The sequence below is a fragment of the Sulfolobus sp. E5-1-F genome (assembly GCF_009601705.1).
GTDB lineage: Archaea > Thermoproteota > Thermoprotei_A > Sulfolobales > Sulfolobaceae > Saccharolobus.
Genome location: NZ_CP045687.1, coordinates 92,275 through 107,067, shown reverse-complemented (window position 1 = coordinate 107,067; position 14,793 = coordinate 92,275). Strand labels below are relative to the sequence as shown.

Sequence of the window (14,793 nt, the reverse complement as noted above, 5' to 3'; positions counted from 1 at the left end):
GTAATAAATGTTTAACTTTTACATAGATTTTCCAAAAGTTTATGAGGAAGCTGCTGAAATTGATGGTATGAAGAACAAAATACTAAGATTAATATTGCCAGTCTCAAGACCATTTCTAATTGCCACATTCGTAATTTTATTTACGTTTGCCTGGCACCTTCTATTCTATCCTTTAGTACTAAGCGAGACCCCTTATCAGATGAAATTTCCACCAACTGGAAGTGAGACAGCAACAATTTTCGCCTTAAATGCCATAGGTCAAGGATCAGTCAATTGGGCCTTATTAGCCTCATCAGCTTTGGTAGCATCATTACCAGTCATAATAGTATCATACGTGGCGCAAGATTATATGTTAAGAGGATTATACTCTGGCGGTGTTAAGGGAACATGATGATTTAATCAATTCGTTAACAATTATTAGATTTACCGTTTATTAGGCAAACTTTTTAAGGTAAGATGTATCAGTTTAGATGCGATGAATAGTAACTCCATCTTATTTGTATTAACTCTAGGATCTCTAATGGCTGCAGTAGATACTACAATAGTATTACTAGCACTTCCTACAATTACATCAAGCTTGCATACCGACTTATTATCGTCAATATGGGTACTTTTAGCTTACATGATAGTTATTTCAGTTTTATCAACACAAGCTGGTAGGATAGGTGATTTATTCGGAAAAGGAAGGGTCTATAATTTGGGGTTTGTAATATTTACGGTAGCTTCAGCCTTATGTGGTATTTCAACTAATATAGATATGTTGATTATATTTAGAATTATACAAGCTATCGGAGGGTCAATGCTAGTAGCCAATAGTTCATCCATAGTGGCTGATGTATTCCCACCCAATAGAAGAGGAAAGGCTTATGGAATAACTAGTTTAGGCTGGAACATAGGGGCGTTAGTGGGTATTGTTTTAGGTGGGATTTTGACTACTTTTTTAGGCTGGCAATACATATTTTACATTAATGTACCAATTGGAATAGTAGCAGTTATTTTAGGAGTAATGAATATTAGAGATATCAATAAGGTTAACACGAAACTAGATATCCCAGGAGCAATCTTTCTGGGCATTTTATTAGCATTAATATCACTATCATTAATGTTCATTGCTGCATCTGGAATTTCTACTGATAATATTATAGAGTTAGCTCTAGGTGTAGTGCTAATACCTTTATTTCTGTTGAATGAAGCTAGGAGTAAATATCCTATATTGAATTTGAAGATATTCAAAATAAGGCTTTTAACATACTCACTCTTAGCTAATTTCCTTCAAGGGATAGGAGGGCTTTCCTTGAGTTTCTTACTTATAATGTATCTTCAAGGCGTGAGAGGACTTAGTCCTTTAGATAGTTCCTTATTGTTAACCCCAGGATATGTTGTTGCCAGCATTTTAGCCCCATTTATGGGAAAAGTAGCGGATAAGGGAAAGCCAGGTATAATAGCAGGTATAGGCTTGATATTTATTTTCATAACCTTGATCCTATACTTCCTCTTGCTAACACCTACTACTAACTATTATTTAATTGTAGGAATTAGTGCTATTACTGGCATAGGCTCTGCTATGTTCTGGCCGTCCAATTCAACTGCTATAATGTTTCATGCACCTAAAGAATATTACGGTTCAGTCTCAGGTTTATCTAGAACGTTAGGGAATATAGGCACTATTCTAAGCTACGTTTTAAGCATAGTAGTTGCAACTTTGAGTATACCGAGGAATGTTGCATTTGAGATATTTATTGGAACTACAACGTTGAATGGAGACGTAAGTGTAACGTTTGTTAATGGTTTACATTTTGCTTTTCTCATATCTTCTATTATAATAATAATTGCTATGGTATTTTCTTTCATGAGTGGGAAAACTCAAGAGAGTGTCACTTAATAGAATCCATTTTTACTAATACTTTTATATTAGGTTCTTCTATTACGTATTTCCTAAACCACTCATTAATGTTATCTATCGAACCTACCTTATCTACTATTTTTTGGAATTTTTCTTTGTTTTCATTAACAATTTTTATAGAATCCAAAAAATCATCTTTACTATATATGATTGAGCCTTTAATAACTACTTCATTTCTAACTATAATATCTCTATTTAAAAGAATTTGTTCCTTATCTAATCCAGTAATTATTAGCTCAGATCTAGCTATTGAGTTTTTGAGAATAGTTTGCGCTAATGCAATACTTTCTTCACTATTTATGGTGTCTATAACCGCTATTTTTTCATTAAACTCTAATTCACTGGTTACTCTAAAGCCCTTCTCTCTAAGCACGCTTTCTTTCTTCTTATCCTTCTCTATTATGAATGCTTCTAAACCATTTATTTCAGCTATTATTGATATTAGTGCTCCAGTACTACCACCACCTAGTATTATTACTTTCTCTATACCCTTGTCTATTTTATTTACTGCAGAAATAGCAACTGCAGTAGGTTCTATTAAAGCACCTAATTTCAAATCTAAGGTGTCGGGAATCCTAAATACGAAATCTTTAGGTACGTTGATATATTCTGCCATTCCACCATCAGCGTTAACTCCAATTGATATCTTATTCTTACAACTATTATAAAATCCTCTTCTACAATTATTGCAGTAACCACACCAGTAATTTGGAAAAATAGCTACCTTTTCCCCTTTTTCAGTTATTCCAGATATTTCGTGTCCTAAGACTAGTGGTTCCTTAACAGGCTTTTTACCTAAGTAAATATTCTTATCAGTTCCACATATTCCTATGTATTTAGGAAAAACCTTTACTTCATTCGGTTTAGGAAGCTCATCTTTAACACTTTCTTTGACGAAATTCCCATTAAGAAAAAATACTTTCCACAATTTTTAGCTCACCTTTATTTGTTTATAACTAGTTACTATTACAGTACCTATGAAGTATATAAGGCCTATTCCAATCAGAATTTCCATTCCTAAGAGATATGCTCCAGTAACTTGCACAGTAGCACCAAACACTATTGGTACTACTATTCCCCATAGAGTTTCCCAAAATCCAATATGACCGCCAAATTGACCAGCTAATTCAGAGGAAACCAAAAAGGATGGTGCAGCCCACTGAATACCCGACCATCTTAAGAAGAAGAAGGTTATCATCAATATTTCAACTGCTTCCGCAGATGATGAAACTAGAGTAGCAGCAGCAAGACCTATAGTAACTGATAAAGAACTGACTGCAAACCCTGCTTTGAAACCTAAATTAGGATTTCTCTTAATTAATTTGTCAACAACATAACCTCCTACTATCTCTCCTATGAAGCCAAAACTCCATATTAATGCAGTATATTCTAACGTAAAGGATAGAGAAAGATGCCTAGCATAAAAAGATATAAAGGTAACCAAGTGAATAGGCCGAAGAATATTCCTGCTTGTGCTCCTAAACCTTGCATATATCCCCAGTAATTCTTATTACTTAACCAATACGACAATGGTAGCTTAGTTTTTACGTCAACTTTTTCTCTGCCAGATAAGATGTAATCTAATTCTTCTTTAGAAATCTTCGGATGCTGTTCTGGTAAATCGTGTAAGAGACGACCCAATACGATAGCGAGAACTATAGCCAAAAGACCACTAACTAAAAATCCCAACCTCCATGCCAATTCTCGACTAGGAATTATTGAAAACAATCCTAACATAAATAAGGAACTGAAAACTATCCCTAAATTCACTCCAGAGTCTGAAATCGTACCACCTCTAGCTTTTTCATCTTTTCTTAACCAGTTTGCGACTATCTTTGTAACTCCAGGGAAACCAACTGCTTCTCCAATTCCTAGCAATACTCTAGTTACTATAAAGTAAAAAGCAGAGAAAGCAAACACATTAACAGTTTGCACAGCTCCCCAGAAGATTGCGAATCTAGTGAAAATCCTTTTAGGCCCATATTTATCTAAAAGGTATCCAACTAATGGGTTCATTATAAGATACCCAAAAGTGAAACCATTTCCTATGACTCCTGCTTCAAAAGAACTTATATGAAATTCACTCTTTAGTACTGGTAATGCAGTATTTATTAATCCCCTATCTATGTAGTCTACTATAATTAACGCAAACACAATCAAAACGATCTTCCATCTTAAATTCCCAGACATGTGGAGAGAATATAATTTGATATATATAAATTATTACGTTTACTAGTTTGTTAAAAAAGGGTGAATCGTAGTAACTAGTTTAAATTTAGAATACATACTAAACTTTAAAAGTTATTTTTTCTCCTTCTTATGTCTTAGTAACTCATTAAATTTAATCCAACCTTATCTAAACCCTATAACCAATTGATAAACTTATTCACATTTTCTTCAATGAACATTAAACCATGCTGTGGGAATTTAGGGTTCATTGAATTTTCATGAATCCAATTCTCAGCCCTTGGGCTTCACCAAAGTCCCGGACAAAGCTGTTCATCCTTCTCCACTCCATTAGCGGGATGACCTAAATAGGATGAAAGTGTATAGACAAATAATGAAACTTCTGTAGACGATATAAGGATTACACTGAGATCTAAGTACGCTGATTCCTTAGAGATCTTAAGGAAGAAAGGGCTACTCGTTTTAAAGAAGAAGAAACTACTATTAAACCCCCTAAATAACGTCGTTAAAAATTTTTAGCTATAATTAATGAATGTATTATTTAATGGATCCAGGAAGATTTTTAACAACTTTTCACTCATTAACCAACATAGGTTGGACTGAAGAGGGAGTAATGAGACTTGCATTAAGCGAATATGATATAAAAGTTAGAAAGGAACTAATAAAACTTCTATCAAATATAGGTGTTGAAATAGGGGTTGACGATGCTGGAAATATAATCGGGGAGTTAGGGGGTAAATCAGATGAAACTATTGCGGTTGGATCGCACATGGATTCTGTACCTTATGGGGGAAAATATGATGGTTTTTATGGTGTTATGGCAGGACTTGAATTGTTACGGAGTATTAAAGAAAGGGGTATAAAGTATAACCATTCGATCACACTTGTGGATTTCACGAATGAAGAGGGTGCTAGATTCCAACCTTCACTTCTAGGATCTGGATTAACTACTGGAGTTTTCGATAAAAATTACGTGTATTCGAGAAGAGATAAGGACAATACGAGTTTTGAGGAGGCATTAAGGGTTTCGGGTTTTATGGGAGATGAGAGTAATAGATTAATGTATAGGAAGCCTAAGTACTATTTAGAGCTTCACATAGAACAAGGACCGGTTTTGGAGGAGGAAGGATATCAAATTGGAATACCTTTAGGGATTGCTGGTTTAAGTATATATGAGATAGTATTTAAGGGGCAATCTAATCAAGCTGGACCTACACCAATGAATAGAAGAAGGGATGCCTTAGTTGGAGCCTCAAAATTCGTAACCAGTGTTAGGGATTACGCAAAGAGACAGGAAAACTTAAGGGCAACTGTAGGTATACTTAACGTTAAACCAAATGTATATAACGCTATACCTAGGGAAGTTAGACTTACTGTTGACGTTAGGAGCGTCGAGAAGAATAAGATAGATCAGGCTATAAGTGAACTAGTTGAGATTGCCAAGAGGATAGCTGATGATGAGAGATTAGAAATAGAATATAAACATTTGTGGACAGCTAACCCTGTGAGTTTCTCTGAAGAAGTTATTACTATTATTGAAAGAGCGTGTAAAGAGTTAGGTATGAGATATAAGCTTATGTACAGTTGGGCTGGGCATGACGCACAGTATATGGCTAAGATCTCTAAAGTTGGTATGATATTTATTCCATCTCATTTAGGCATTAGTCACGCAAAGGAAGAGTTTTCTTCAGATGAAGATATGTTAAATGGGTTAAGAGTTCTTGAGAAGACTGTGGAACTTTTAGACCACCAATAATATTGGAGATATACAATTTTTTATTAATTTCAACTATAACTGTAAAAAGTTTATAATGTGTGTTATAAGATATTGAATATGGAAGAAGAGTATAAGAAGATTATTAGAGATCATACCTTTAAAACGTGGAGTAAACAAAAGGGCTGGGATCCCATAATTGTGTCCAGTGCAAGTGGAGTCTACTTTTATGATATAGAGGGAAAGAGATACTTGGATTTTTCCTCACAATTCGTTAACGTAAATTTGGGCTATGGAAATGAAAGAGTTATAAATAGTATAAAAGAACAATTGGATAAGTTACAATATATAAATCCCTCTTTCGGTGCGGATGTTAGGGCAAAGGCGACAAAAGCTTTACTTAAGGTTATGCCTAGAAGCATTGGTAAGTTTTTCTATTCTACTTCTGGTACTGAGGCTAACGAAGCGGCGATAAAAATAGCTAGGCTTTACAAGAAGCCTAAATATAAGGTTTTAGCTAGGTATAGGTCGTATCATGGGTCTACTGAGGGATCAATATCCTTGACTGGAGATTATCGAAGATGGTTCGTTGAGCCCAATACCATGCCAGGAGTTGTGAGGATACCAGAACCTTATTGCTTTAGATGTCCACTTAAGCTAAAATACCCTGATTGTGGAATAGCATGTGCGAACTATGTTGATTACGTTATTAAACAAGAAAAGAACGTAGTAGCAATGATCATCGAACCGATAACTGGTACGAATGGTGTTATAGTTCCTCCTAAAGAGTACATGCCTTTAATGAGGAAAATAGCTAAGGAGAATGACGTTTTATTTATTGCTGATGAAGTTATGACAGGTTGGGGAAGAGTAGGAGAATGGTTCGCTGTGAATTTATGGAATATCGAGCCAGATATATTGACTACTGCTAAAGGTGCTTCCGCATCTTACGTACCAATAGGAATAACCGGTGTGAGTAAAGAGATAGGAGAGTTCTTTGAAGATGAAGTTTTCGCTCATGGACATACTTTTGAGGCCCATCCAGTTTCATTGTCTGCTATTCCTGCAGTAATAGAGGAATACGAGAGGCTTAACATTCTATCTCACGTAAAGATAATGGGGGACTACTTGGGTAAAAGGCTTCAAGAATTGAAAGAGAGACATAAAAGTATTGGTGATGTGAGAGGGGTTGGATTATTTTGGGCAGTTGAGTTGGTAAAGGATAAGAATAATACTCCATTTGGAGGGTATGAGGATAAGTATGAGGGTAGATCTACTTTTGTAGATGTGTTAGCTAGAAAACTACTGTTAGAGAAGAATATTTATGTTTATAATGGTCCGTCATGGTTTATAATTTCACCTCCTTTAATAATTAATAAGGAGGAGATAGACGATGGTATAAACGCTATAGATGATATATTAAAGGAAGCAGATAAGGAATTTCGAGGGTAAAAGATACTAACACGAAAAGCTAATTAAGTTGGACTAGTTCTTTAAACTAATATATATCACTACTATTTACTATTGGATCACCCTATAACAAATTGATGTGTTTTTATCTTATTGTCTTCCAAGATTATATATGTTGCATGCAACATTCCCAAATTATACTCACTACCTGGATTAATAATAATAGTCTTATTTATCTTATCAAATGCTCTTGATTCGTGAATGTGTCCATGAATACCCAATAAGGGTTGAAATTCCTCCTCCAATTTCCTTATTGACGTAGAGCCTACATGCGTCATTACTATTTCACCATTTTTTACTACAGGCTTTAACGTTTTATCTAATAATGGTGCATTGTCTAAATTTGTACCATATGGTGGAGCATGTAAGTTGAAAATTGTCTTAGTAGGATCCTCAACTTTCTCTATCATCTGCTTTAGATTAGAGTAGATTTGATCTTCTGTCATCTCCCTTGGAGTGTTCCATGGTGTGGGATTAACATAGCCGAAAGTAATCATCTCGTATCCATTTATATTGACAATTTCTCCCTCACATTTCACCATTCTTTCGCTCTTGCTTATAACATCAAACATGTATAAGGGATCGTCATTGCCTAAGTTCGTGTAGATTTTTAGATTTGTTCCCTTCAACTTTTCTTCGGCTATCCTATCCCACTCTTCTAATCTCTCTAGTATTACCCTCATAAATTCCTCATCTAACGCTTTTCGATTTTCATTCAATTCTGTAAGACCTTTTTGGTCAACTATCGTATAATAAACCCCAGAAGATTTGTATTTCTTGATAATTTCATCTAAACCATCTTTTCCCACAATTTTATCTTCTACCTTAAACTTGCCATTTCCTACATCTATTATTGGAACCAACGATTTGCCAGCTAGATCTCCTCCTATGATTAACGTATCAGCTTTTGTCATTAAAGCCGCATTAAGGAATTTTCTAAAAGCTGTTTCAGAACCGTGAAGGTCACTTGTGAATAATATCTTAAGGCCACCTATCTTGTTTGAATCTGGATTATTCCTTTTGAATAGCCCCACAAGAGTTAGAATATGATTAACTTGTATTTAAAATTAAATATCAAAAAAGAAGATGAAAAAAGTAAAGAAGGGAGTTGGTTATTCTGGTGGTATTTCCTCAAAAATTAAGTTCATTTGTATTCCTCTCTCCTTATTAATGATGTATGAGATTGTATAAATCATAATTCCGCTTGCATATATTATTACTAATGAAAGTATTGTAGGGAAGTTTATTGGAAGCAATATTGGATTTCCCCAGGTTTGATATAACGCATAAAGAAGGAATCCAAACACAGGAAATCCTATTAAAGATACTAGCGGAATGTTTCTTATACTTTTAATAGGTACGACTCTGTTGAAGAAGTTCTTCTTTATGAAAGGTGATAATGCAGTAGTTAGGGCGAAAACTCCATAGCTTATTTCGAATATCACTGTTACATCTACAATTGATATTGCTGGTAAATATGCGTAAAGTAGTACTCCTATTAAACCAATAATTACAGTGATTATGGTTGAGATTAGTGGTATATGGAACCTTTCATTTACATCAGCTAACCTCTCTGGCATTATCCTATCAAACGCCCACGCAAACAGATATCTGGTTAAGGAGACAACTAAGGGGGGATTACTGTAGAAATTAGGTAACCAGAAAGCTATCCACATTATAATGTATAAAAGTACATCATGGTTTACTAATAAGGCGAAGAAAGGAGTGAACGTGCCCATGCTACTAAGATCATTATAAACTGTGCTATTTAACGAATTTGCGGAAATGAATGACCAAGATGTTAAGAATCTCTCACCAAAGGCGTGAAGATTAAGGAAGGTAAATAGAATATAATAGACTCCTATGAATAATACTGCAATGACTATACCTAATAGTGAATTATACTTTACTTTCTTCATCTCTCCACTCCAAGATGCTGGTAAATTATACCATACATAATAATACCATACTACTGGAATTGCTAGGAAGGCTCCATAAAATGGGGATACAAAACTTAAGCCATTTGAAGTAGCAGTGGATATGACTTCGTTGTATGCGTTATTTACTCCAGTAAAAGATGATAATGCATTAGAGAACTGTGAAGGGGTTATTAAGGCTAAAGCCACGAATGTAACTATCGTCGAGAGTATGGATATAACGCCGGTTATAAATACGAAGTTCCAACCATATTTTCCTATCGAGGCTACAATTGCTCCAATAATAAGTATTATTATGCCTACTATTACACTCCCTAGAGTTGTGGTAAAAAATGAGCCTAAGTTTATTAATATTTGATTATTGTAAAAAAGCCCTAAACCGCTAAATAAATAAGCAAACCATTGCGCACCTAAATAACTATATAGTCCTAAAGACAGTGCAAAAGCTATCCATAGGGCCCAATAGTTGACAAACGCTACTAAGGAATGTGACGATCTAGCCTGAAATACGTAATCCCCACCTGATCTAGGGGTTGAAATTGACGCAATGTAAAAAAGAAATGCCATTCCTAAAGTAGGTAACAGTGATATCAAGTAAGATATAGTCCAATTTGCGCCCGGAGCAAGATAAAGCCATGAAACTATCAATATGGGTATTCCGCCCGTTACTAGCCCAAATGTAGCGAAAAATGATGTCCATGGACTAACTTCTCTTACTAATCCAGAAGATTGTCTTATGAAAACAGATTGATTTTTATCTGGCATTTTAAGTAGTGTGGTATATAAGGTGCTTAAAAACCTTACTACTATCAAATTTTTAAAATATTTAAATTCCCGTAAATGTGGATATCTTTTTTCAACAAAGCTACCTAACTTCGGATAATGGAAAATTTAAATTGCTATCTTCAGTTTTTATTTAGTATTATTTAAGATTATCATATTTCTAGTAACAAAGATTGTACTAGTTTAAACTGTATCTATTTTAGAAATTATTACAGCTTTTCAGATTGATCCTCGAGGTAATACTTAGACCGAATATACATGATAGTTGATCTTTTTTAAACAGTTCAAGGAAGTTAGTATATGGAAGAAAATTTAGACGGTAGCATACTAGAAGCACCAATAGTTAATTTTACCCCGCCAGGTCCTAAATCGGTTAAGTTGCTAAAAGAACAAGAAGAGAGTGAAACTTCAGCCATAAACTATCCTAAGTACTTTAAGATAGCAATTGACAAAGCTCAAGGTTCTACCATAATCGACGCTGATGGCAACGTATACATTGATATGGTCACAGGGATATCAGTAGTTAATCTAGGTCATAATAATCCCTTTATAAGGAAGAGAGTTCAAGAGCAATTGGAAAGGGTATGGCACACTTTAGAAATACCAACGGAGACTAGAGTTAATTTTAGCAAAAAGTTATTATCTACTTTAGGATTTAAGGCTAAACTATTATTTACTACGACTGGTGCAGATGCAGTTGAAGCAGCAGTGAAGATAGCGAGATTTATCACTGGAAAGAAAACAATAATTGCTTTTGAAGGGTCTTATCACGGGATAACTGCCGGTACTTTAGGTTTAACTGGGGCTAATAGATTTAAGGAGTTTAATCAGTTCTTTGACGACAGACTAGTGAAGTTTCCTTATCCTTATCCTTATAGATGTCCATTTAAGGATTGTTTAAATGAAATATTAAGCTTATTAGACTACGCAATGTCGAATCCTGGATATTTAGGCGGTGACGTAGCTGGAATACTAGTAGAACCAATACAAGGGGAAGGCGGTTACGTAGTTCCACCCAAAGGTTTTCTTAAAGGTCTTAAGGAATTAGCGGAAAAGTACTCAGTTCCATTAATAGTTGACGAAGTGCAAACTGGTGTAGGGCGTACTGGAAAGATGTGGGCATATCAATGGGAAAATATTGAACCAGATATAGTGACGATTTCCAAGGCGATAGGTGAAGGTATACCAGTTTCGATGGTAGCTTATAGGGAAGATTTCAATAAACTACCTACTGGCTTTCATCTTGGTACTTATAGGGGAAATCCTTTAGGATTAGCAGCCGGATTAGCTTCTTTAGAATTTATAGAAAAATATAACATTCTTCAAAGGGTAGATAGGTTAGGCAAAAAAATCTTAGAGGAATTAAGGGAAGTTGAAAATCTCCATGTAGGTGATATAAGGGGATTAGGATTTATGGTAGGAATAGAGCTAGTTAAGGAAGGAAAGGAACCTTGGAGCGAAGGAACAAAGATAGTTATAGAAGAAGCGTTAAAAAGTGGATTGCTAGTGTATAAAGCTGGACGATGGGATAACGTAATAAGGCTTATGCCACCATTAACTATCCCAGAGGAATTGCTTAACAAGGTGATAAAAATTTTAAAGAGAATCCTTAATTCACTTTAGCATATTTTTAAAAACTTTACAATTGTTTGGATATTAAAGCTTATTATTCTTATTCTGTCTAAATTGTATTGATTCCTTATGGAAAAGTCTAAGAAGGGAGTATTTTTAAGATGGATTAGTAAGGGAGTTTGGTATATTAGACGCATTGTGGTTTAATATTGCCTTGTTAGGTCTATTATTTTCAACATATTATGTAGCCTCTACTGGTCCTCTAGTTGGTGGAGATCCCTTAGTAGGTTTAATATTACCTATAGTTTGGATTCTTCTTAGTTGGAATGATATTCTCATACGTTGGCTCTAAGGTTCCGAGAGTTGCAGTTGATTACGTTTATGTCAGTAGGAATCTACATCCCGCATTAGGTTTCGTAGGTAATGCTGGGTACTTTTTAGCAACTGTACCCTTATTCATGGGAATAACTGGAATAACACTACAAACTTTCGGTTTAATACCCTTATTAACAATCTTGGGCTACTATACTCATAATTCCTCATTAATAGTTATAGGCTCAACAATAGATAGTAATCCCTATTTAATAATGGCCATAGGTGCAGTTGAGATAGTTATTATGTCCTTAATTCCAGTCTTTGGAAATAAGGTATATAGAGTTTTTCAATGGTTAGCAATACCTCTAGCTTTAATAGCTGCCATAGGAATGATCATAGTAGAGGTATTAGTTCCACATTCCTTAGCCATAAAAAGACTAAATGATTTTGCGTTAACCTACGCTAACATTACAAACCTATATGCTAATGTAACATCATCAAATGTTTCAGTACCGCTATATTATAGTATTTACAACATTATTTCATTAAACCCAGTTTATGTTGTAGGATTCTCTTATATAATTAACACTGTGTATATAGCAGGTGAGGTAAGAAACCCAAAGAGAAGTATGCCAATTAGTATTCTAGGGACTCTACTTATAACTGGCTTCATATTTACAGCAGCATTAACTCTTGAGTATAATCAATTCGGATATAACTTTACTACCAAACTCATGTATTTAAGTATAGTTCAAGGTACTTTATCTATTCCCACTCCCTATTTAGATTTATTGGAGGGTATAGCTAGTGGAAATGTTGTATTAGGTGTACTATTCGCCTTAGCTACCATCATACAATTACTTATGTATCTGTCTGCAGCGTCTTTCGTGGGAAGTAGATTGTTATTCTCTTACGCGATGGACAGAATTATGCCAGATTTTGTAGGTGATGTTAGTGAAAAAAGACATGTTCCCATTAAGGCAATACTCCTATCAATGATAGCTGGACTTATAGGCTTAACAGTGTTTACGTTACCGGTCACTTCGGCAGGAGCGTTCTTGCTTTCAAGCGTCGCGGTTGCTATATTAATGCTATTTCCAATGACCATATTATCAATAGCTGTTTTGAAGACTGAGAAAGGTGAAAACAAGATAAGAACTATTGCATTACTATCTATAATCTATTTAATTTATACATTCTATCAGTATTTAACAGTACCAGCCATAGGTGCAGATTCAATTCTAGGTTATGGAATACTTGCTGGCTCTATTATAATATTGTTTATGATATTCTATGTTGCTAAATTCGTGAGAGCTAGGCAAGGAATTGATTTCAACTTAATTTTCAAGGAAATTCCTCCGGAGTGAATAGGGATTGGGTAAAGATATTAAGTTGTTTTCCGTAACTGATATTCATGGTTCGAATATTGTATTTAAAAAAGCTATTAATGCAGTGAATATGTTTAAAGTGAATTATATTAAACTTTCATGCTCCTCCGTATAATACAAAATTAGATGTGGCGTATATAAATGGTAAATGGGTTCACGTAGGTTCTAGATCGGTTAAGGGAGCTATAAGAGAAATTTTAACCATTATTGGGATTGCATGGACATATACACGAATCACAAGGAATTGATAAAATTGGTAAAACAGTAATAATAAACCTAGGTAGTGGTTATACTGATCAACTACTTAAATACGCAATTATTACGATAAGAAAGGAAGTCAAGGGAATAAATGTGGAATATAAACTAAATAGTTATATCATATCTCAAGGTTAACTCATGAGATATTTCATTAACATTGGGTCAATGATTCTATAAATTCCTCTCTTTTCATTATCAACAAAACCATAATTTATTAATTGTTTAAGACCTCTAGTTGCACTCAACAGATCTATACCAAGATCCTTAGGTCGTCCTGTTCCTCCTAATTTAGCCAAACTTCTTAGAACAGCTCTTGCCGTAGGGGATAACTTCTTTAAGTCATTTTCTAATGCTGTAGCTAAATTTACATCTCTCACCAACGACTCTACAATTTCCTTAACACTCCTTCTTTCAGTAATAATTTTAATTCCAACTAGATTAAGCCATGCTGGAAATCCATCAACTTCATCCACAATTAGTTCTATCTCTCTATCACTTATTTTTAAGCCATTTAATTCAAATCCTTTTCTCAAAAATTCTACAGATGTTTTTCTATCAAATGGATTTACTCTCATCAAATAGAAGAATTGATAGAAAGGCTGGTTTCTTGAGCTTAATAATTCCATTACCATCCCAATTAGTGAGCCAGAAATCACATAGGTTACATTTTTATGAAACTGCTACTTGCTTCGCATCATGTGAAATATGCCCGGTATTGATTGTCTAGCAAGGCGTAAATATTGAAATTCGTCAATAGCAACAATAACCCTTTCCAAACCTAATCTTTCAGAAAGTATTTGGGGAAGATCCAGTGCATCACGAAACTCACTTTCTAAATTCTTTTTCTTTTCTGCCTTATCTAAAGTCAACTCTATCGTAGAATAGAGTTCTGGTATGTTAAAAGTCACCTTTATTTGACCCAACAAATCTCTTAATTGCTTCAGATAACTCTTTCCTTTTTCTAATATTATCCTATAATTAGCTTTTGAGTAAATCGTACTCGTAATATTAGTAATATTAGCTGAAAGAAACTCTGCAAAATCAAATCCTTTTTCTCCCCTAATGAATTCCTCTGCTGAAATTAGGGAAAATGGAAATGAGGAACGTTCAAGAGATGCTAAAAGAAGTGAGGTTTTACCAATTCTTCTCGGTCCTATTAAACCTATAGGTTGGCCTAATTTATATAATCTTAATAGAGACTCTATTTCATTTTCTCTTCCAAATGGATTATTAGTTGGTTTCCCATAAATGAACCACAATTTACTG

The 14,793-nt window shown here is 34.5% G+C and carries 10 protein-coding genes and 3 pseudogenes; 7 read left to right on the top strand and 6 right to left on the bottom strand.

Translation table 11 applies throughout. From position 1 onward, the window contains the following. Nucleotides 1-7 precede the first annotated feature (7 nt). Together GFS03_RS00515 and GFS03_RS00510 are read left to right on the top strand one after the other, a co-directional pair. Nucleotides 8-391, top strand: a pseudogene (locus tag GFS03_RS00515) (ABC transporter permease); the annotation flags it as partial. A gap of 84 nt (nt 392-475) precedes the next feature. Then, nucleotides 476-1,882 (top strand): MFS transporter, encoded by a 1,407-nt coding sequence (locus tag GFS03_RS00510; protein ID WP_153422007.1) that lies wholly within the window; start codon nt 476-478, stop codon nt 1,880-1,882. Here the strand turns inward: GFS03_RS00510 and GFS03_RS00505 are convergent. Continuing rightward, a complete protein-coding gene (locus GFS03_RS00505; RefSeq protein WP_153422006.1) occupies nt 1,875-2,831 on the bottom strand; it encodes a zinc-dependent alcohol dehydrogenase in 957 nt (318 codons plus the stop codon). The genes GFS03_RS00510 and GFS03_RS00505 overlap by 8 nt on opposite strands. Nucleotides 2,832-2,834: 3 nt before the next feature. Then, nucleotides 2,835-4,093, bottom strand: a pseudogene (locus tag GFS03_RS00500) (MFS transporter). A gap of 541 nt (nt 4,094-4,634) precedes the next feature. Between GFS03_RS00500 and GFS03_RS00495 the strand changes: the two are divergent. Next, nucleotides 4,635-5,846, top strand: a complete 1,212-nt coding sequence (locus GFS03_RS00495) for a Zn-dependent hydrolase (protein ID WP_153422005.1) — start codon at nt 4,635-4,637, stop codon at nt 5,844-5,846. A gap of 78 nt (nt 5,847-5,924) precedes the next feature. Next, the gene (locus tag GFS03_RS00490) at nt 5,925-7,256 is read left to right on the top strand and encodes an aspartate aminotransferase family protein (RefSeq protein ID WP_153422004.1); all 1,332 of its coding nucleotides are present in this window, start codon (nt 5,925-5,927) and stop codon (nt 7,254-7,256) included. Between the two features lie 77 nt (nt 7,257-7,333). Here the strand turns inward: GFS03_RS00490 and GFS03_RS00485 are convergent, their stop codons facing one another. Together GFS03_RS00485 and GFS03_RS00480 are read right to left on the bottom strand one after the other, a co-directional pair. Further along, the gene (locus GFS03_RS00485; RefSeq protein ID WP_153422003.1) at nt 7,334-8,308 is read right to left on the bottom strand and encodes a metallophosphoesterase family protein; all 975 of its coding nucleotides are present in this window, start codon (nt 8,306-8,308) and stop codon (nt 7,334-7,336) included. A gap of 78 nt (nt 8,309-8,386) precedes the next feature. Beyond that, nucleotides 8,387-9,976: an APC family permease gene (locus GFS03_RS00480; protein WP_153422002.1), complete on the bottom strand. Its 1,590-nt coding sequence runs from the start codon at nt 9,974-9,976 to the stop codon at nt 8,387-8,389. A 318-nt stretch (nt 9,977-10,294) separates the two neighbouring features. Here GFS03_RS00480 and GFS03_RS00475 point away from each other — a divergent pair, with 318 nt between their 5' ends. From GFS03_RS00475 to GFS03_RS00465, 3 genes and pseudogenes are all read left to right on the top strand, one after another. After that, nucleotides 10,295-11,617 (top strand): aspartate aminotransferase family protein, encoded by a 1,323-nt coding sequence (locus GFS03_RS00475; protein ID WP_153422001.1) that lies wholly within the window; start codon nt 10,295-10,297, stop codon nt 11,615-11,617. Nucleotides 11,618-11,695: 78 nt separating this feature from the next. Further along, nucleotides 11,696-13,248, top strand: a pseudogene (locus GFS03_RS00470) (amino acid permease). A gap of 234 nt (nt 13,249-13,482) precedes the next feature. Next, nucleotides 13,483-13,662, top strand: coding sequence for a hypothetical protein (locus tag GFS03_RS00465; protein WP_153422000.1), 180 nt, complete (start codon nt 13,483-13,485; stop codon nt 13,660-13,662). Here GFS03_RS00465 and GFS03_RS13425 read toward each other — a convergent pair. Then, nucleotides 13,659-14,153, bottom strand: coding sequence for an AAA family ATPase (locus GFS03_RS13425; protein ID WP_238699140.1), 495 nt, complete (start codon nt 14,151-14,153; stop codon nt 13,659-13,661). The two genes, GFS03_RS00465 and GFS03_RS13425, sit on opposite strands and share 4 nt — an antisense overlap. A 54-nt stretch (nt 14,154-14,207) precedes the next feature. Further along, the gene (locus GFS03_RS13420) at nt 14,208-14,786 is read right to left on the bottom strand and encodes a hypothetical protein (RefSeq protein WP_238699138.1); all 579 of its coding nucleotides are present in this window, start codon (nt 14,784-14,786) and stop codon (nt 14,208-14,210) included. Nucleotides 14,787-14,793: the final 7 nt, after the last annotated feature.